Origin of the sequence: Kitasatospora humi, from assembly GCF_020907985.1 — a bacterium.
Lineage (GTDB): Bacteria > Actinomycetota > Actinomycetes > Streptomycetales > Streptomycetaceae > Kitasatospora > Kitasatospora humi.
On record NZ_JAJJPA010000022.1, the window covers coordinates 25564 to 42175 of the forward strand.

Below are 16612 nucleotides of genomic sequence, written 5' to 3' on the forward strand. Positions count from 1 at the left end.
CGAACCGGACTGCCCGGCGTGCTCTCCGGTGGCGCGTCCGAGCCCGACTGGGCGTCACCGAGCTCCCGCACGTGGGCGATCCGACGGTCGGGCATGCTAGCTTTCTTCCTAGACATCCTAGGAAAGGATCCGCATGGCACGCGCAGGGCTCACCGCGGCCCGGCTCACCGAGGCGGCCGCGCAGCTGGCCGACGAGGTCGGCCTCGACCGGCTCACCGTGTCCGCCCTGGCCCGTCGGTTCGGCGTCAAGGACGCCAGCCTCTACTCGCACATCAAGAACCTGCGCGACCTGCGGGTGCGGATCGCGGTGCTGGCGGCCGAGCAGATGAGTGAGGAGATCGCGCTCGCCGTGGCCGGCCGGGCCGGCAAGGACGCGCTGATCGCCTTCGCCGACGCCTACCGCGAGTTCGCCCTCGCCCATCCGGGCCGCTACGCCGCCACCCAGCTGCAGTTCGACCCGGAGGAGGTCGCCGACTCGGTCGGCGGCCGGCGCGGCGTCGAGCTGACCCTCGGAGTGCTGCGCGCCTACGGCCTGGAGGAGCCCGACCTCACCGACGCCGGCCGGCTGCTCCGCGCCGCCTTCCACGGCTACATCCAGCTGGAGCTCAACCAGGGCTTCGCGCACAACCGCCCCGTGCGGCAGTCCTGGACACGTTCCCTCGACGCCCTCCATGTGGCGCTCTCCAACTGGCCGGCCCAACCCACCGGGAGCACGGAATGACGACCACCGGCCTGCTGAAGGTACCCGGCGCCGCCCTCCACCACGAGCACCGCGGCAGCGGCCCGGTGCTGCTGCTGATACCCGGCGGTGCGGGCGACGCCGGTCTCTACGCCGGTCTGGCCGAACGCCTCGCCGCGCACTGGACCGTGGTCGGCTACGACCCGCGCGGACTCTCCCGCAGCCCGCTCGACGGCCCGCTCACCGACCAGCGGGTCGAGGTGTGGAGCGACGACGCACGACGGCTGCTCGACCTCTACTCGCCGGACGCACCCGCGGCCGTTTTCGGCAGCAGCTCCGGCGCGATCGTGGCCCTCGACCTGCTCGCCCGCCACCCCGAGCGGGTGTGGCGCGTGGTGGCCCACGAGCCGCCGCTGCTGGAACTGCTCGCCGACCCCACTCCCTACCGGACGCTGTTCGCCGAGACCGGCCGACTCTCGCGCACCGCCGGGCCGACCGCCGCGATGGCCCACCTCGGCGCCGGGCTGGGCGGCGAACAGCCCGACGACGCGCGGCAGGACGACCGGCCGGCTACCGAACTGCCGCCGGAGATCCAGGAGATGGCCCCGCGGATGGCGGCCAACATGCCGGTGTTCCTGGAACGGATGCTCCATCAGTTCGCCACGGCCGAGCTCGAGTTGGCGGCCCTGCACCCGGTCGCCGACCGCCTGGCGCTCGCCGCCGGCCGGGACTCGCGCCAACTCCCCGTTTTCCACGGCCCCGCCGCCCGGCTCGCCGAACTGCTCGGTGCCGAGCTGGTGGAGTTCCCCGGCGGCCACCTCGGCAGCGTCGAGCACCCCGCGGAGTTCGCCGAGGTGCTGCACCGCACGCTGCGTTGAACCGGACGGCCGCCGGGAGCGGGACTACGGCCGGGCGTAAGGCCGGGTGAGGATCTCCATGTTGTGGCCGTCGGGGTCGGCGAAATAGGCCCCGTGGCCACCGAACCAGTCATTGACCTTGCCGGGCTCGGTCTGGTGCGGATCCGCGTAGTAGGTCACCCCGGCGGCCTCCAGTCGGCTGATCATCGTGTCGAACTGGTCGTCAGGCACCAGGAACGCGTAGTGCTGGCTCTGGATCGGCTGGTCGCGCACCTCGTAGAAGTCCAGGGTGACGCCGTTGCCGAGGTCGATGGGCAGGAAGGGGCCGAACGGCGCGCCGATCTCCAGGCCGAGGATCCCGGCGAGGAACTCCGCGGAGCGCTGACGGTCGGACGCGCACACCGCGGTGTGGTTCAACTGGATGGAGGTGACGGGCAACTGCGGCTGCTGAGCAGGCATCAGGGAAAACTCCAGGTCTGGGAGTGCTGTTGGAAGCGCAGAACAGGACCTGGATGTGGCGGGCCCCTTGCCCGCCTCGCGCTCACGCGGAGGCCGGGTGCCCAACTCGTGTGTGGCCCAAGGCCGACCCGGCAGTCACGTGTCGGACTCTACCCAGCGTCGCCGGCCTCGGCAACCGACGCGCCGCGACCCGTGCCGCCACCCGGCTGGAGGCCGCCAGGGCCGGCGAGGTGCTCCGCTCCGGCCAGGCCGGCACCACGGTGGCGGGCAGCGCGTCGGTGACCGGGACGCAGACCAAACACCGTCAACTACGTCGCCGACCCCCCACCGCCCTGGTGACGGGCGCGTCAGCCCGCCCTCAACCGGTCCAGCACCGCTGCCATCGCCCGCCGCACGCCCTGGCGCGCCTCCTCGGTGCGGTCGGTGGTTTCGAAACCGTGACGGGCGCTGGGTAGGTCCACCAACTCGACGTCCGCACCGCACTGTTCGGCAGCGGCCAGGAACTCCTCGACGGTGGCCGCGAACGGCGGTGACTCAAGGCCCACCCGGGTGAGGACCAGCGGCAGCCGGCCCGCGTTCGCCACCGCCTCCACCGGACGGAACCGGGATTCGACCGGACCCCATGCCGGCGGCGGCGCGAGCAGCGGATAGGAGGCGGCCAGGCAGCGCAACCACGGTGGGGGAGCGGCCAGCCAGTCCGCGGTGAGCAGTCCAGCGCCGGAGAAGACCCAGAGCGCGATCCGGTCCGGATCGACCCGGGAATCCGCCCGCACCAGCGCCACCGCCTCCGCGACGTCCTGTGCCGCCCGCCCGAAGTCAGCCGGCTCGTGCAGCCGGTGGTCCAGGGTCACCCCGACCACGCCGAGGCTCGCCGCATAGGTGCCGTACCCGACGAAGGTCGGCCGGTCCCGTGGCGTGGGCCGCAGGCTCTCGGGAAACGGCCCGCCGTGGACGAAGACCACCGCCGGGCGGGGCTCCTGCGACGCTCCGTCCGGCAGGTAGAGATCGACTCGGCCGGTCCGCTCCCTGGGCCGCTCGGCCAGCGGCAGCAGGAACTCCGGGGGCCGCTCGGGCTCGGTGGGCAGGGTCAGCCGATGGCCCTCGCCGGCGACCGCCCGGCGCAGCGTGTCCGCCAGGTCCTCGGGGCAGGACAGCATCGGCCAGTGGCCGGTGTCCAGCTCGAAGAAGGTCGCCTCGGGAACGGCCAGGGCCCGCACCTGCGGATCGCCGAAGCCCAGTCGGGCTTCCAGCGCGGCGACGGTCGAACCGTTGGCGCCGCACAGGATGCCGGTGGTCGACGGGATCCGCTCAGCCGGGGCGCCGAGCCGCAGGGGCTGGGTGAGGGTGCGCACCGGCTGCGGAGCGGCCAGCCGGGTCAGCCGCTCCAGGGCCGGTAGCGGCACGCCCGCGATGCTGCCCCAGCGGGCCCACTGGTCCAGCGCCGGGGCCGGCACCGGGCCGGACTCGGGATCGTGGAGCAGCCGCTGGTGCAGGGTGGGATCGGGCACCAGGGCGAGCGCGGGAGCGCCGTCGCGCGGCAGGCCCGCGTCCAGGTGGACGACCCGGGCGACCCGCTCGCGACGCCGGTCGGCGGCGCCCACGGCCGGGTGGATGCCGTAGCCGTGCCCGACCAGTACGACCTGGTCCTCCGTCAGGTGGTCGATCAGCTGCACCACGTCCTCGACGTGGGTGGCCAGATCGGTGTCCGGCCCGGCGAGATGGCGTCGGTGGCCGAGCCCGGTGAGCGTCACCGGATGGGCCCCGAAGCCGGCCGCCCGCAGCGCGTCCGCCGTCTCGCGCCAGATCCAGCCGCCGGTGTGGGCCTCGGACACCAGGACAAAAGCGATCATCATGCTCCTCCTCGTTCGGCGGGAGCATAGGAATTCCCCCTGCGGGAGGTTCAGCACCGACGAGGGCTACTCGAACGCGCCGTGCCGCCCGCTGCCCCGGGCGAAACGGGTGGCGCCGGCCACCGTGTCGGCGGCCAGCGAGACCTCACCGTGCCGCCACTCGTTGGCGAGCGCCCGCTCCAGCGGCAGGCCGTGCTGCTCGTGGACCGACAACCGGTCGTGGCGCAGGCAGGTCTGGGGGAAGGCGGCCAGCCGCTCGGCGAGCGCGACCGCCTCCGCCAGCGCCGCGCCGGGGGCACTGAGCCGGTTGGCCAGGCCGATCCGCAGCGCCTCCTCGGCTCCGACCGGCCGCCCGGTGAGGATCATGTCGAGGGCGTGGGACTCCCCGATCAGGCGCGGCAGCCGGACCGTGCCGCCGTCGATCAGCGGCACGCCCCAGCGGCGGCAGAAGACGCCGAACACCGCGTCCGGTGCGGCCACCCGCAGATCCGCCCAGATCGCCAGCTCCAGCCCGCCGGCGACCGCGTGCCCCTCCACGGCCGCGATCACCGGCTTGCCCAGCCGCAACCGGGTCGGCCCCATCCCCGCAGGGCCCTCGCCGGGCGCACCCACCACCGCTTCGCCCCGCGCCACCGCCTTGAGGTCGGCGCCGGCGCAGAAGGTGCCGCCGTGGCCGTGCAGCACGGCGACGGCGGCCTGCGGATCGGCGTCGAACTCCTGGAACGCCTCGGTCAGCATCGCGGCGTGCTCGGCGTCGACCGCGTTTCGCACCTCGGGCCGGTCGAGGCCGATCACGGTGACCGGTCCGCGCCGTTCAAGTCGCACTGCCATCAACTGCCTCCTGCGAGTCGGATGCCGGCCGCCTTGAGGCTACCGCCGGTCAGCGACGGGGGCGGTTCCCGGACGACCGGCTCCGACGGTTGCCGTCCCAGGGCGAGTGACCTCGCGATACGGTCGGCCGCATGGCAGAGACCCGGTTGACCACGCCCTCCTACCTCGTGCTCGGCATCATCGACAGCCTGGGCGAGGCCAGCCCGTACGACGTCAAGGTGGAGGCGGCGCGCACCGTGGCGCCGTTCTGGTCGATCCCGCACGCGCAGGTGTACGCCCAGTGCGACCGGCTGACCGCCGCGGGCCTGGTCCGCCAGGTGCGGCAGGAGGGCGGACGCAACCGACGGGTGCTGGCCCTGACCGACGCCGGGCGCGGGGCGCTGGCGAAGTGGCTGGCCGACCCGGAGTTCGCGCCCGTGGAGGCCCGCGAACGCGGCATCCTCAAGCTCTGGTTCGGCGGCCGGCCCAAGGTCCTGGCACCCACTCAGGTGGTCGAGCACCAAGCCATCCTGGCCGAGTACGAGGGCCTGGCCGGGAGCGTCGGCGACCAGCTGACCAGGGGGCAGCGCGAGGCCCTGGAGTTCGGCATCCGCTACGAGCGGATGATGGTCGACTTCTGGCAGTGGGTCGAACGCCGCGAACCCTGAGCACCCCCTCCGACCATCGCCCAACACCCGGCCCGGACCGACCTGTTGACCCCGGCCTGGCCCAGCGTTACCTTCTCGATAGTCCAGAAAGGACTATGAAGGGTGTCGTCGTGAACCGGTTCCGGACCATCGCCCGGCCGCGGGTGGCCGTGATCGCCGTGGTGCTGCTCTGCCTCGGCTACGCGCCGATCGCCGCCACCGAACTGTGGCCCTACGCGCATCCGGGCGCGCCCGCGATCGGGCAGTGGCTGCTCGCCCGCACCGTGCCGCAGCGGTACGTCTCCGAGGCCTTCGCCGGCCGGGTCGGCCCCTACCGGCACAGCCTGACCGCGATGGTCGTCCACTCGGTGCTCGGCGGCCTGCTGATGGTGCTCGGCCCGGTCCAACTGCTCAGCGCGGTACGGCGCCGGATCCGGCTGCACCGCGCCACGGGGGTGCTGTTCGCCGCCACCGTCTACCTCTCGATGACCGGCGCCGCCGTCTACCTGCTGCGCACCAAACCCGCCGACGCCTTCAGCGGCCCGACCTTCTGGATCGTGCTCGCCACCATCCTGGTCGGTACCGTGCTCAGCACCACCATGGGCGTCATCGCCGCCCTCGCCCGCCGACCCGACCTGCACCAGCGCTGGATGCTGCTCTGCTACGGCTACCTGATGACCGCGCCGCTGCTCCGCCTGGAGTGGGTGGTACTGCCCCTGGTCTTCCCCGGGCTACCGGTGACCGAGACCAACCGGATCGCCGTCATGCACCTGGGCTCGGTGGTGGTCTTCGGCGCCCTGGTCGCCTCCCGGGCCCTCGACCGGCGAACCGAAGTCCCTGGAGTGACCGGTAGTTGGGCGCCGACCCCGGTGCTGGTCGCGGCCCAGCTGCTGGGCGTGGGCTCGCCTGGATCAGCCGGCAGTACCTCGGCTGGGGCGCCGGCGGCCACCGGCTGCTCCTGTCCTACCTGCTGCCCTACCTGGTCACCTGGGCGGTCATGGCGTGGCAGGCCCGGCCCGCCGGACGCACCGGACGGCCGTGGGCCCGCGAGGAGTGGCGGCTGCACCTGCTCGGGCTCGCCCTGGCACCCGCGCTCTCGGTCGCCCTCGCCGTGCCGTTCGAACGGTACCTCGGGCTGGACCGGGCCACCGCGCTCACCGCGGGCGTGTCCATCGGCTGTGGTCTGCTCGGCTTCTGGGCCACCGCGGTGGTCACCGTGCGCGTCCTCTACGGCCGCGAGGTCGTCCGGCGGGCGGCCCTGACCCGTTCGACCGCGGTCGGCAACTCCCCTGTTGCCAACCGGATCTGAGGCTGGAGACCGATACCGATGAACAGTGGGACAAGCACCGGAACCGGCAGCGCGCCCGGCGACGGCGGCCGTTGGCTGGCACCCGGCGTGCCGGTCCTGGCCGGCACGGTGGCGGTGGTCAGCATCCTGACCGGCGCGCTGATGGCGGCCGTGGCGGTGGCCGGGCACGCCTTCACGCCATGGGTGTCGGCCGGGCCGCTCGGCCCGGGCCTGGTCGGCGCCGCGATGCTCGGCGTCTCACCCGGGCTGCTGCTGGTCGGCCGGGCCAGGCGCTGGGAGGAGGTCCGCACCCTGATGCTGCCGACCGCGGTCGTGCTGCTCGGCCTGCTGACGGTCAGCCTGGTCAACGGCGGCCGGCTCTACCTCGTCCACGGCGGCTCGATCGTGCTGGTGCTGTTCAGCCTCGGCTGGATCGGCACGCTCGCCCTGCTGGCGCTCGGCGCGCTGGTCTGCCTGCTGCTGCAGTACCTCACCCCCGCCGCCCCGGTGCGCGAGCGGATCGTACCGGTGCCGGGCTGGGCCAAGCCGTTCCTGGCCGTGCTCGGCTCCTCCTGGTCCGGGATCGGCGCGGGCCTGCTGCTCCTGCCCGGCTTCTGGGGCGCGCTGCTGCCCTGGCGGGTCGATCGTGCGGACGCCCAGGCCCTCGGGGTCTGGGCGCTCGCGCTGGGCGTCGGCGTGCTCGGGGGGCTGGTCGAGGACGACCTGGCCAGGCTGCGCCCGGCGCTGCTGTCGCTGCCCGGCGTGGCGGTGGTGGCAGGAGTCCTGCTCGCCACCAGGTCCGGTGAGGTGCACTGGGCGTCCGGGCCCGGTGTCTCGCTGATCACGATGCTGACCGGCCTGCTGGTCTGCGGCGGGACCGGGTACTGGCTGCTGGCGCGGAGCGGAGCCGGCCGGCCTGCCGGCTCCGGCGGCTAGGGGCGGTGGCTGGTCACGTCGGCCCCGCGCCGCTGCGCGCCGACGCAGTCCGGGAGGCCGCCCGCCCCCGGGGCCCGGTGCTCGCCGCGGCGGCCGCCGTCCCCGCCCCTTTTTTGCTGCTGACGATCAGTCAATCTCCCTCCTGCCGAGCCAGAGCGGCCGCGAACGTGACCGCCCCCGCGAGCAGTGCGGCGCCGAGGAGCAGCCCGGCGAGCTCGCCGAGCGTGTCGACCGGACCGATCACCGGCCGCAGTGGATCCCGCAGCCCGGTGGCGACCGGTACGGCGAGGGCCGCCGCGGCGGCGGCACGGCGGATCGCACGCCGCCACCGCCCACCGGTCCTCCCCGGCACGGCGATCCGCAGCACGCTGTTGCAGAGCGTGCAGAAGGCGAAGAAGCCACCCGAGGCGATGCCCACCTTGATGACGAACAGGAGCGGACCGGGTGCGCCCTCGCCGACTGCCTGGTCGACGGCGAGTCCGAGCCCGGCGGTCAGGCTGGCGGTCGCGGCGACGGCAGTGATGTGGTGGCGGGCGAACTGCGCGGCGGTGCCGGGCGCGAGCCGGGCGGCCGGGTGGCGCAGCGGGCCGGGCAGCCGCGCCGTCACCAGCTCGACCAGCAGGGCCAGATCGGCCAGCCAGTCGCCGTTCTCGGGCAACCGGCCCGTCGGGCGCGGCAGCCGGCCGAACGCCTGCCACTGGAGCAGCAGTCCGACCGCCGCCGCCACCGCGAGCGGGACCAATGAGGCGATCAGCCACGGGGTTCCACCGTTCCAGTAGGCGTGGTCCGCGTGCAGCACCGCCGCCGTGCAGTCGGCGGCCGTGGTCGCCGCCACCAGAACGGTGGACAGGCAGGCGGCGCGCAGGAGTTGATCCACCCGGTGGGCCGGCTGCGGCCGGCCGCCCCGGCACAGCAGCGCCCGCAGTGCGGTCAGGGCGCTCAGCGCGGGCACCAGGAAGACGGTGAAGGAGACCACGGCGTCATACGGGTCGTCCTGCCACGGACTGCCGGTCCGCACCGCGCGCACCTGGGTGGTGACGTAGGCGAAGACGGTGAAGGCCGCGGCCAGGGCGAAGGAGAACCGCAGGGCGGCAACCGGGAGTCGGGTGGTGCGCTCGGTCATGGTGGCCACCGGCTCAGCTGGTGACGTCGCGGCGGACGAACAGCAGCAGGGCGAGCCCATCGAGCAGCACGAACGGCAGCAGCGCGTGCGCGAGGGCGCCCGGCAGCGCTTCCACCGTGAGCTTGTGCTGCGTCAACCGCTGGGTCACCAGGCCGGGCAGCCACTGGGTGCTGTGCGCGAACCGCCCCTCCAGCACGTGCTCGGCGGCCAGGATCCAGGCGAGTGAGACGGTGAGTGCGGCAGGCACACTGCGGGTGAGCAGGCCGGTCGCATGTCCGAAGACGCTCAGGATCACGCAGGCGCCCAGCAGTTCGGCGGTGGCGGCGGCCATGTCACCGACGCCCGGCATCCGGCCGAACAGCCCGCTGACCGCGTAGCCGGCCGCACCGGCCAGCACGGCGAAACCGGCGGCGATCGAGGCCGAGGCGGCGAGCTTGCCGAGCCCCAGCCGCAGGCGGGACGGTACGGAGATGAGCCAGGCGCGGATCGTGCCGCTGCTGAAGTCGCCCGCCGCGGCGGTGGCGGCTCGCCCCATCAGCAGTGTCGCCACCACGATCCCGGCCTGCCGGAACCCCCACAGCGGGGACTGGTGCTGCGGGCCGGCGTTGGACATCGAGAAGACCATCAGGGCGAAGCAGAACGCCAGGAACCAGGTGGTGCCACGGCTGGTGGAGCGGAGCAGTTCGGCGCGGTAGCTGCGGATCATGAGCGGGCTCCCGAGATCACGGAGTGGAACGCCTCTTCCAGGGTGGGCGTGAGGTGGCTGAGCTCGACCAGCTCGATGCCGGCGCGGGCCGCGGTGGCGAAGACGTGCTGGGCGGTGGCGTCGGCGCCTCGGCCGTTCGGCGGGGTGCGGATCCCGTCCGGCGCCTGCTCGGCGGCCAGTCCGTCCGCCCGCATGAGCGCGGCGAGCCGGGTGGTGGCGGCCTGATCGGCGGCCCTGATCCGCAGCCCGGCCGGTCCGACGAACGCGTCGAACGGGCCGTCGTAGAGCACCTGGCCGCTGTGAAGCAGTGTCAGATCGTCTGCCACGCCGTCGAGTTCCCGCAGCTGGTGGGTTGACACCACCACGGCGCAGCCCTGGTCGGCGACTTCGCGGATCATGGTGCGCAGCACCGCGATCGCCTGCGGGTCCAGGGCGTTGGTGGGTTCGTCGAGCAGTAGCACCTCGGGGCGGCGCAGCAGGGCCAGCGCCATGGCGGTGCGTTGGCGGTAGCCCTGGGAGAGCGTGCCCACGCGGCGGTCCAGCACGTGGGTGACCTGGGCCAGTTCGGCGGCTTCGGCGGTCTCGGCGGCAGTCGCTCCGGTCAGCAGCGCGTGGACCCGCAGGTTCCGGCGCACCGTCAGCGCGGTGTGCAGCGCCGGAGCCTCGATCATCGCGGAGAGCGGGCGCCGGTCGGACCCGGTCGCGATGCGCACCGCGCCCTGGCCGGGCCGCATCAGACCGGTGACCAGGCGCATCAGGGTGGACTTGCCCGCGCCGTTGAGACCCACCAGGGCGGTGACCCGGCCGGGTTTCGGGCTCCAGGTGACCGAGCTGACCGCCCTGGTCGAGCCGAAGGACTTGGACAGATCCGAAAGCACCACAGGGGCGTTGGAGTTCGGCATGACCGGGATAGTACACGGCGCGTAGTACTTGTCGCGTACTACATGGTGCGTAGTAGTCTGGAGGGCACACGAGGCAGGGGAGTGAGGCGGATGCAGGCGAACGACGCACAGACGCTGGTGCTGTGCGTGCTGGCCGACGGGCCGCTGCACGGCTACGCCATCAACGCGGCGATCGAGGAGCTGGTCGGGGAGCGGCTCGGTCCGGGCAGCCTCTACGGCGCGCTGGCCCGGCTGGAGGCCAAGCAGCTGATCGAGCCGGCCGAGGAGCAGGGCCGGCAGCGGCCGGTGCGGCTGACGCCCGCCGGGCGGGAGGCGCTGGAACGGGAGCTGCGGTCGATGGCCAAGGTCGCCCGTGCGGGACTGCGCAGCCTGGGAGCGAACCCGGCATGACGACCCATCGGGGCCTGGTGCGGCTCTATCCGGCCGCCTTCCGGGACCGCTGGGGTCCCGGGCTGGAGGACGATGCGCGGGCGGCCGGCTGGAAGGGCTGGCCGAGCCTGCTGGCCGGGATCGCCGACATGTGGCTGCACCCGGCGATCTGGCCGGCCGACTCCAGGGCCCAACGCCGCGAGCGGGTGGCCACGTTGGGCGTCACCGCCACCATGGTCGCCGTGCTGCTCGCCCGGGCCGCGACCGCTCGTGGCGTCCCGCTCGTCGCAGTGCCGGGTGGCGCCTTGGTGCTGTGGCCGTGCACCGCGCTCCTGCTGCTCGGGCTCGGCCTGGTCGCGCCGCTGCCCCGGCTCAGCCGGCCGGCGGTGACCGCGGTGCTCGGCCGGGCGGTGCGCCGGCTCGCCGGTCCGGTGGTGGTCGGTGCCGCCATGGTGGCCGCCGCGCACCGCTATGCGGCCGTGCTGGCGGGCGGCTTCCGGCACCAGCTCATGCTGACCGGCTACTGGGGGCTACTGGTCGTCGGTGCGGTGCAGGCCTGCCGGGTGGTCGCGGGACTGGGTGTCAAGGTGGTGGTCGCACCCCGGGTGTGGCGGTTGCGGCTGGGCATCGCCAGCCTGACCGCGGCCAGCGCGCTCACCGGGTCGGTGGCGCTGGCCGTCGGGCTGGCCCGCCCGCAGGCCGACCGCCCGGCCATCGCCGCCGGCGGTGCGCTGGTGCTGCTCGCCTGGGCGCTGGCCGCCACGCTGCGGGACCTGCGGGAGACGGTCGCCGACTGAGCGTCCGTGGACCGCGCACCGGCGGTGGCCGACCACCGCTCGCCGCCGCTCCCCCCTCCCCGCTCACCGCTCCCCGCTCACCGCTCACCGCCGGCCACCGCACGGCCGCAGGCACGCGCCCAGCACCGTACGGCCGTTGGCGGCGCCGGACCGTCCGGGCGCCCTGCGACCGTCAGCCTCCTCCAGCCTCCAGGGTGGCCAGAGTCCGCTCCAGCCAGGCCAGTTCGGTCTCGCTGGTGGCCCGGGCGATCAGCAGCAGGCCCTGCCGGAACGGATCCGTGATGTCCTCGGCGCCCAGCGGCCGGTCGCCCTCGTAGAAGAAGCTGCTCGGCTCCCGCAGGAAGGCGAGCCGGCGTCGCAGTACCTGCGCCTGGTCGGCCGGCGTGCCCAGCAGGCGCAGGAAGGCGAGCACCGTGAACCAGTGGTTCTCGTCGGTGATCTCCACGCCGTCGGCCTCGCGCAGCCGTCGGAGCAGTTCCACCCGCCCCTCGGCGGTGAGGGTGAGCACATGGCGCGGCGCGGCCCGCGTGCCCGGCTCGGTCTGCCGGGTCAGCCGGCCCGCCTTCTCCAACCGCTTGATCGCCGGATAGAGCGTGCCGTCGGCGATCGGCCGGACGTGCCCGGTCAGCTGTGCGACCCGCCGCTTCAGCTCATAGCCGTGCAGCGGCTGCTCGTACAGGAACCCCAGGATCGCCAACTCCAACACAACCAGCATTATGCCTCACTGTCGCTATACATCGGCATCGATGTATAGTCCTGGCGATACAAGAAGCCGGCCGACAGCTGACGGTCGACCGTTGAGGAGGAGCCATGCGCAATGCCCAGGTGACCGAGTCCGGAGCCCGGATCCGCTGGATCGAGCTGCCGGGCACCGAACCGACTCGGCTCTACCTGCACGGACTCGGCGCCGGCAGCGGGCCCTACTTCACCGCCTCGGCGGTCCACCCGGAGCTTGCCGGCCACCGCTCGCTCCTACTCGACCTGCTCGGCTTCGGCATCAGCGACCGGCCCACCGACTTCGACTACACCCTGGAGGACCACGCCGACGCCGTCGCAACCGCGCTGGAAGCGGCGGACGTCGAGGCCGCCGAAGTGATCGCCCACAGCATGGGCGGCGCGGTGGCGATCGTGCTGGCCGCCCGCCACCCGCGGCTGGTCGCCAAGTTGGTGCTGGTGGACGCCAACCTCGACCCCAACCCGGCGGCCCGCAGCGCCGGTTCGACCTCCAGCGGGATCGCCTCCTACACGGAGGAGGAGTTCCTGGCCGGCGGCTGGCAGGAGGTGCGCGACCGGGTCGGGCCGCACTGGTGGTCCACCATGCGGCTGGCCGGTCGCGAGGCCCTGCACCGCTCCGCCGTCCACCTCGCCGCCGGCAGCACACCCACCATGCGCGAACTGCTGCTGGAGCTGCCGATTCCGCGCACCTACCTGCGCCCCGCAGCCGACCCGGCCCTGCCCGGCACCGACCGGTTGGCCGCCCACGGGGTGTCGGTGGTGACCGTCCCGGACTGCGGCCACAACATCATGCTGGACAACCCGGACGCGTTCGCCCGGGCCACCGCACGCGCCCTGCGCGACGGCCGCTGATCACGGTCCTTCACGAGCGGGAACTCCTTCACGAGCGGGAACTCCTCCGCGAGCGGGAACGAACGGCAACTCCGGGTTCGGCACTCCGAACGGCCGTCCGCGAGCCGACCTGGCGGCAAACCCGGGTTCGGTGCTCCGAGCTACTCCGAACGGGCGACGCCCAATGCGTACACGATTGGTCACCGGAGCGCGGGGTACGGCACCAGGACCGCAGCCCATCCCTCCCGGAGAGGAACGTCCGCACGCCCATGAGCGACCTCCACACCATCCCCGAACGCGCGCGCCTGGTGACCACCGCCCGCGCCTGGGCCCACGCCCTCGCCGAGCATGCCGACCCGCACGAGGACCTGGTGGTCTACGGCGGGCCGGACAGCTACCTGATCGGCGTCGGCAGCAGCGCCCGGCTGGCGCTCGACGGCACCAGGACCGACCCCTGGCCCGCCATCACCGAGTTCCTCGAACAAGCCGCCGGCGCCCCCGTGCTCGGCCACCTCGGCTCCGACCTGCTGCGCGGCCTCGAACCGCGGCTCGCCCGCGCCGACTACCCGGCCAGCTGGCTCACCCTGCCCCGGCTGCTCTTCCAGGTCGACGCCACCGGCCCGACCGTACTGCGCGGCCGCCCCGGACAGAGCTGGGAGACGCTCCGCCCGCGCCTCGCCCACCCGATCGGATCCGTGCCGCTGGCGGACAAGGGCGAGCAGGGCCGTGCCGCCTACGAGGACGCCGTCCGGCGCGTCCTGGAATGGATCGGCGACAGCGCCGACCACCGCTGCACCCTCGCCCGCCGGGTCGAGGTCAGCACGCGGTTCCCGCTCACCCGCCTGCTGCTCACCGGGCCGCCGCCGACGCAGACCAGCCGGCTCTTCTACGTCCGGCACGACGGTTTCGAGATGGCCGGCAACAGCCCCGAACTCCTGGTCCACGGCAACCTCGCCGCCTTCCGATCCTACAAGCTGGCCGGCACCTACCCCCGCCACCCCGGCGCCACCGACCGCGACCTCGCCGCCGCCTTCGTCAGCGACGGCAAGATCCTCGCCGAGCACGCCTCGGCCCTCGGTGCCTGGCGCCGCTCGCTGCGCCGCCTCGGCGCGGTGGTCGGCGCCGGCACCTCCGTGCTGGAACGCGCCCGGCTGCGCCACCTGATGACCGTCCTCACCGTGCAGCCGGAGCACGCCACCCTCACCGACCTACTGCGCGCGGCCCTCCCCACCCCCTGCAACCCGCCCGCCGGCCTCTCCCTCCTAGCCGAGCTGGAACCCTTCCCGCGGGGTGCCTACCACGGCCTCGTCGGCCGCATCCAGCCAGGCCGCCTCTCCCTCTCCCAGACCCTGCGCACCGTGTTCCGCACCGGCACCGACACCTTCACCCACGTCGGCGCCGCCATCACCCGCGACTCCACCCCGGCCGGGGAATGGGCGGACACCTGTCACAAACTGGCGGACATCGAGATCCCTCTGGAGAGCTGACGAGCGGGCGGCGGCCGGCCCGCGGGTCACCGAACGGGTGGCCGGCCGCCGCGCCGGAACCGGAGCGCCCCGAGCACCAGCGCGATCACGAACACCACCACGCCGATGGCCAGCAGGTACAGCAGCCCCTTGGCCACGGCACCGACGATGCCGAGCGCGATCGCCACGATCACCAGCAGCAGGACCCACACCATCGGACGCACTCCCTCTCGCGGCTCAGCGGCGGGCCAGGCGGCGCTCACCGCGGCTGCCGGGCACGTACTCCAGTCGGTAGTACGCGAAGACCGCCGGCTCCTCCTCGGCGGCCAGCACCCCGTCGACATCGATCGCCGGGGCGTCCTTGACCAGGGACTTGGGGAAGGTGACCCGCACGTATCCGGGGCCCGCCACCGCCCCGATCAGCGGTACGAACACCAGCCGCTGCCGGGTGGGCAAACCTACCGTGACGGTGGCGAAGAAAGGCTCGTCGTCGACGGTATCCACGTAGACCGATTCCAGGGTGCCGATCCGCTTCCCGGTCTCGTCGACCACGGCGTGCTGACGCCATTCGCGAATGTCGGCCATTTCGATCGTCGGCACGTCGCACCTCCGTCATGTCCATTGCCGTCCATGGTGCCCCAGCGGGCCCGCCGCCGCCCGGCGGCCGCGGCCCTCCCGGTCGGGGAGCGGGGTGAGGGCGCCGCCCAGTAGCCGCCGGGGCCGACAAGGGGCCCGGTCAGTGGGAGACCAGTTCCCGTTCCAGGACCTCCACCAGCTCGTGCCCGGTCATCCTGGAGCGGCCGTCGACATGGGTGTCCTCGGCCTCCCCGTAGAGCTCGGCCCGGGTCGCGTGCTCCAGCTCCTCGTGCAGCCCGCGGACCGACCGACCACGCGCACCCGCCGGTCGCGCCCCCCGTGCCGCCGCCGGTGGTGCCTTCCGTGTCATCACCGGTCGCGCCCTCCGCGGCACCGGCCGATCAGCAACTGGCCGACCTCCTCCAGCACCCGTCGACGTCGGCATGGCCGGAGTTCAGCTGATCGAAAAGTCGCTCGACCCGACGGTGGTCCGAATTGATCAATCCCATGGCATCGTCAGCCTGACCCACTCCTGCCGCACCCTCTGTCACCGCGTGCGCGGTTCGTCGCGACGGCGCGGCTACCCCGGTACGGGCTCGCCAATCGCCTTGACCGGAGTCTTCCCGACGAACCGGGGGCGCAGCACCAGTAGCCCGTCCTCCGGCGCGGCGGCCATCGCGAACGGGTAGCGGTCGGCCCGGAGGCAGAGCGGGACGTCGTCGGGGTGGACGCCCCGGTAGCCCCGGCGCAGGCCCTCGGCGAGCTCGGCGGCGGCGGGGGAGCGGGCCGCGCGGTGCAGGTAGGGGGCAGGGTCAGCGGTGGGGTCGGCCACGCGGTGGGCGATGTACTCGGCACAGGCGCGGTCCTCCGGGGCGGTGCCGTCGTCGCCGGTGATCACGAAGGTCACCGACGACGACGGTCGGCCATGCAGCAGCCGGGCCGTCGCATCGGCGACCGCGAAGCTCGCGCAGAGCACCAGGCCCGCATCGCGGACGGCCAGCGCGCCCACCGTGCCGGCCGTCGTCTTCTGCACCACGGTGCGCCCCGCGAGCGGTGTCGAGCGCAGCAGGCCGGGCGAGTTGACCGCGTCGAACCCGGGTGCGGGCGCGCCGTCCTTCAGCGCGAGCCAGCCGGGATGACGTTCCTTCAGTGCCAACGCCCTGTCGAGTGACTCGGCCGGCACGATCCGCGCGGCTCCCTGTGCGAAGGCCTGGGCCGCGACGGTGAAGGCACGCAGCACATCGACGACGACGGCGACGCCGGGCGGCTCGGCCAAGTCGGCGAGTTCGGCGATGCCGGCGAAGTGGAAGGACATCTGCCGCCTCACTGGGGCGAGTTGGAGATCCGGCCGAGGCCGGGCGACCGCGGTGAGCGGTTCCCGGGGGCACGACCAGCTCCGGTTCGAGCAGCGTGGTGAACCGGCGAGGGCGAGTGGCAGGTCACTGCGGGACGGGGCGACCGGGGTTGGGTACCACACCGGCCCGGTCGGCACCCCACCCGGGTGCCAGCCCTGGTTCGGCCACCGCCCCCTACTCGGCGGAGGCCTCCCGCGATGTCCGGGCGGGGCTCGCCCCGGAACCG

Annotated in this window: 20 protein-coding genes; 9 read left to right on the forward strand and 11 right to left on the reverse strand. The window is 73.7% G+C overall.

The window, feature by feature from the left end; genetic code table 11:
- Positions 1 to 133 precede the first annotated feature (133 nt).
- On the forward strand, positions 134 to 721 hold the full coding sequence (locus tag LN042_RS20990) for a TetR/AcrR family transcriptional regulator (protein ID WP_230052828.1): 588 nt from the start codon (positions 134 to 136) through the stop codon (positions 719 to 721).
- Positions 718 to 1557 carry an alpha/beta fold hydrolase gene (locus tag LN042_RS20995; RefSeq protein WP_230052829.1) on the forward strand — a complete coding sequence of 280 codons (840 nt, stop codon included), beginning with the start codon at positions 718 to 720 and terminating at the stop codon, positions 1555 to 1557. Before LN042_RS20990 ends, LN042_RS20995 begins: the two co-directional genes overlap by 4 nt.
- A 24-nt stretch (positions 1558 to 1581) precedes the next feature.
- Here LN042_RS20995 and LN042_RS21000 read toward each other — a convergent pair whose 3' ends face one another.
- From LN042_RS21000 to LN042_RS21010, 3 genes are all read right to left on the reverse strand, one after another.
- Positions 1582 to 1995 (reverse strand): VOC family protein, encoded by a 414-nt coding sequence (locus LN042_RS21000; RefSeq protein ID WP_230052830.1) that lies wholly within the window; start codon positions 1993 to 1995, stop codon positions 1582 to 1584.
- Positions 1996 to 2342: 347 nt separating this feature from the next.
- The gene (locus tag LN042_RS21005) at positions 2343 to 3845 is read right to left on the reverse strand and encodes an alpha/beta hydrolase (RefSeq protein ID WP_230052905.1); all 1503 of its coding nucleotides are present in this window, start codon (positions 3843 to 3845) and stop codon (positions 2343 to 2345) included.
- A 66-nt stretch (positions 3846 to 3911) separates the two neighbouring features.
- Entirely contained in the window at positions 3912 to 4676 is a 765-nt protein-coding gene (locus LN042_RS21010) for a crotonase/enoyl-CoA hydratase family protein (protein WP_230052831.1), read from the reverse strand.
- Positions 4677 to 4807: 131 nt separating this feature from the next.
- Between LN042_RS21010 and LN042_RS21015 the strand changes: the two genes are divergently transcribed.
- The 3 genes from LN042_RS21015 (at position 4808) to LN042_RS21025 (ending at position 7526) form a co-directional block, all read left to right on the forward strand.
- Positions 4808 to 5323, forward strand: coding sequence for a PadR family transcriptional regulator (locus LN042_RS21015; protein WP_230052832.1), 516 nt, complete (start codon positions 4808 to 4810; stop codon positions 5321 to 5323).
- A gap of 110 nt (positions 5324 to 5433) precedes the next feature.
- The gene (locus tag LN042_RS21020) at positions 5434 to 6564 is read left to right on the forward strand and encodes a DUF2306 domain-containing protein (protein WP_230052833.1); all 1131 of its coding nucleotides are present in this window, start codon (positions 5434 to 5436) and stop codon (positions 6562 to 6564) included.
- 65 nt (positions 6565 to 6629) lie between these two features.
- Positions 6630 to 7526, forward strand: a complete 897-nt coding sequence (locus tag LN042_RS21025; protein ID WP_230052834.1) for a hypothetical protein — start codon at positions 6630 to 6632, stop codon at positions 7524 to 7526.
- Positions 7527 to 7656: 130 nt separating this feature from the next.
- Here the strand turns inward: LN042_RS21025 and LN042_RS21030 are convergent, their stop codons facing one another.
- The 3 genes from LN042_RS21030 to LN042_RS21040 are packed head-to-tail and all read right to left on the reverse strand — an operon-like array spanning position 7657 to position 10257.
- Entirely contained in the window at positions 7657 to 8649 is a 993-nt protein-coding gene (locus LN042_RS21030) for a hypothetical protein (protein ID WP_230052835.1), read from the reverse strand.
- A 13-nt stretch (positions 8650 to 8662) separates the two neighbouring features.
- A complete protein-coding gene (locus LN042_RS21035) occupies positions 8663 to 9355 on the reverse strand; it encodes a hypothetical protein (RefSeq protein WP_230052836.1) in 693 nt (230 codons plus the stop codon).
- Positions 9352 to 10257 (reverse strand): ABC transporter ATP-binding protein, encoded by a 906-nt coding sequence (locus LN042_RS21040; RefSeq protein WP_230052837.1) that lies wholly within the window; start codon positions 10255 to 10257, stop codon positions 9352 to 9354. The genes LN042_RS21035 and LN042_RS21040 overlap by 4 nt, the downstream gene beginning before the upstream one ends.
- A 90-nt stretch (positions 10258 to 10347) precedes the next feature.
- Between LN042_RS21040 and LN042_RS21045 the strand changes: the two genes are divergently transcribed.
- Positions 10348 to 10647, forward strand: a complete 300-nt coding sequence (locus LN042_RS21045) for a PadR family transcriptional regulator (RefSeq protein ID WP_230052838.1) — start codon at positions 10348 to 10350, stop codon at positions 10645 to 10647.
- Positions 10644 to 11423 (forward strand): hypothetical protein, encoded by a 780-nt coding sequence (locus LN042_RS21050; RefSeq protein WP_230052839.1) that lies wholly within the window; start codon positions 10644 to 10646, stop codon positions 11421 to 11423. The genes LN042_RS21045 and LN042_RS21050 overlap by 4 nt, the downstream gene beginning before the upstream one ends.
- Before the next feature lie 172 nt (positions 11424 to 11595).
- Here the strand turns inward: LN042_RS21050 and LN042_RS21055 are convergent, their stop codons facing one another.
- On the reverse strand, positions 11596 to 12129 hold the full coding sequence (locus LN042_RS21055; RefSeq protein ID WP_230052906.1) for a PadR family transcriptional regulator: 534 nt from the start codon (positions 12127 to 12129) through the stop codon (positions 11596 to 11598).
- Positions 12130 to 12233: 104 nt separating this feature from the next.
- Here LN042_RS21055 and LN042_RS21060 point away from each other — a divergent pair, with 104 nt between their 5' ends.
- Together LN042_RS21060 and LN042_RS21065 are read left to right on the forward strand one after the other, a co-directional pair.
- On the forward strand, positions 12234 to 13010 hold the full coding sequence (locus LN042_RS21060; RefSeq protein WP_230052840.1) for an alpha/beta fold hydrolase: 777 nt from the start codon (positions 12234 to 12236) through the stop codon (positions 13008 to 13010).
- Between the two features lie 248 nt (positions 13011 to 13258).
- Complete coding sequence (locus LN042_RS21065) at positions 13259 to 14476, forward strand: chorismate-binding protein (protein WP_230052841.1); 1218 nt, start codon at positions 13259 to 13261, stop codon at positions 14474 to 14476.
- A 26-nt stretch (positions 14477 to 14502) separates the two neighbouring features.
- Here the strand turns inward: LN042_RS21065 and LN042_RS21070 are convergent, their stop codons facing one another.
- The 4 genes from LN042_RS21070 to LN042_RS21085 form a co-directional block, all read right to left on the reverse strand.
- Positions 14503 to 14670 carry a hypothetical protein gene (locus tag LN042_RS21070; RefSeq protein WP_230052842.1) on the reverse strand — a complete coding sequence of 56 codons (168 nt, stop codon included), beginning with the start codon at positions 14668 to 14670 and terminating at the stop codon, positions 14503 to 14505.
- A gap of 22 nt (positions 14671 to 14692) precedes the next feature.
- Positions 14693 to 15040 (reverse strand): PRC-barrel domain-containing protein, encoded by a 348-nt coding sequence (locus LN042_RS21075; RefSeq protein WP_230052907.1) that lies wholly within the window; start codon positions 15038 to 15040, stop codon positions 14693 to 14695.
- 151 nt (positions 15041 to 15191) lie between these two features.
- A complete protein-coding gene (locus tag LN042_RS21080) occupies positions 15192 to 15401 on the reverse strand; it encodes a hypothetical protein (protein WP_230052843.1) in 210 nt (69 codons plus the stop codon).
- A 210-nt stretch (positions 15402 to 15611) separates the two neighbouring features.
- Entirely contained in the window at positions 15612 to 16346 is a 735-nt protein-coding gene (locus LN042_RS21085) for a 2-phosphosulfolactate phosphatase (RefSeq protein WP_230052844.1), read from the reverse strand.
- Between the last annotated feature and the right edge of the window lie 266 nt (positions 16347 to 16612).